Genomic DNA, 1656 nt, shown 5'->3' with positions numbered 1-1656 from the left:
GGCAGGGGCACGGCCGCCAGCGGCGCGATCGACGAGGGATCGATCAAGGGGGCATCGGTCGACGAGGCTGTCGCCGTCCCCGCTGGCGTGGCGCCGCCGGCGGGGCCGGGACGGCGGGCAGCCGCCCCGCCCCGGGGCGCGGCGTCGGATGACACGGAATCGGGCGACGCGTCATGCCGGCGAAGGGGCCCCGAGGGAGCGCGATCGCGCGGAGCAGTCCCCGGTTGCAGGTCCGATTCCAGGACGAAGGCCGGCGGTCCGGCGGCGGCGGCCGGGCGGGACGGTGGTGGTGGTGGCCCCGGCTGGTCCGGGACCGCGGGACGCCAGAGCAGCACTCCAGGGCGGGCCCGGTCCCGCACCAACGACGGGGTCCCGTCGAGGCGGGTGACGAGGTCCGCCGATGCGTCCGCGGCGGGAACGGCGATTGCGGTGACGCCGAGCAGCGGCAACCACCCGGCCGCCTGGTCACCGCCGACCGCGAGATCGGCGACGACGTCGCCGAGGAAGGCGGCGGCCCGCCGGGGCGGGCGGTCCTGGCCGGCCGGGAAGCGGGGCCCGCCGGCCGCGGCGAGGGTGTACCGGATCAGGCCGGATCGGTCGGACCGGTACAGGACGAGGAGGCGGGAACCGGCGGGCGCGGTCCGGGTCTCGGCCTGGACTGCCCGCACCACCGCCGACGCGCCGGTGCCCGACCAGGGGGCGGCGGCGCCGGCGCTCCCGACCTGGTCCAGGGAGTCGGACCGGTCCGCGACGGCTACCCCGTCCGCGGAAGTGGCCTGGTCCCCGGGAACGGCCTGGTCCGCGGCGGAAGTGGCAGAGCCCCGGTCCCAGGCGGTCGGGCTGGCGTGCCATCCCTGGCCGGCGACGAGATGATCGGCGGCGAGCGCGGCGGCCCCGGCGAGGACCAGCGCCGTCAGCGGGATTGCGACGATCCGGGCCAGCCGGCCGGGGCCCGGTGGCACTGCGGACCTGGGAGTTCTCCCACCGCGCCGCGGGTGGCGGACCGGGCGGCAGGCGCTCGCCGCCGCGATCAGCGCGCCAGCGAGGACGAGGCCGTACTGCGGCCCGACCCACCAGCCCTCACCGCCGGCGACCTGCTGGTCGGCGTCCCCGGCGAGGTTCGGGGTGAGGAGCACGGCCAGCAGGCCCAGCGCAGCCAGCGACCAGCCGACCAGGCCGGCCCGATCGCCCCGCCCCGACCCGCCATCGCCACCGCCGCCACCGGACCACCGGCCCAGCAGCCAGCAGGCCAGGCAACCGGCCAGGAAGCCAACCACAGCGGCTTTCGGGCGCTCCCCCGCGCCCGCGACCAGTGCCACGGAGGCCTGCGGGAACCGGGCCAGCGACGCGGCCGGCTCGGCACGGATCCCCGCGCCGCCCGCGTACAGCGTCGGGATCAACGGAATGATCGTCGCCGGGAGCGCGGCGGCGACGTCGAGCAGCCGCCGTCTGGCCGTGAGCAGCGCCGCGGCCGGCAGGGCGACCCAGCCGAGCGGCGCCATCGACGGGGCGCAGGTGACGAACCCGACCAGGCAGACGGCCAGGATCCAGACGGCACGCGGGCGCCCGCCGGCCAGACCCGCGCGGGGGCGCAGCGCCGAGTCGGTGGCGGCAAGCACGGCCGGCAGCAGGATCAGCGCTCCGACGGTGTCACCG

The 1656-nt window shown here is 78.4% G+C and carries 1 pseudogene; it reads right to left on the bottom strand.

Going from position 1 to position 1656, the window contains the following annotated elements:
* Positions 1 to 1656 (bottom strand): annotated as a pseudogene (locus ND748_RS31555) (glycosyltransferase family 2 protein); the annotation flags it as partial.

This window comes from Frankia sp. AiPs1, from assembly GCF_023716945.1.
GTDB lineage: Bacteria > Actinomycetota > Actinomycetes > Frankiales > Frankiaceae > Frankia.
This window is presented reverse-complemented; position numbering and strand designations above follow the sequence as displayed.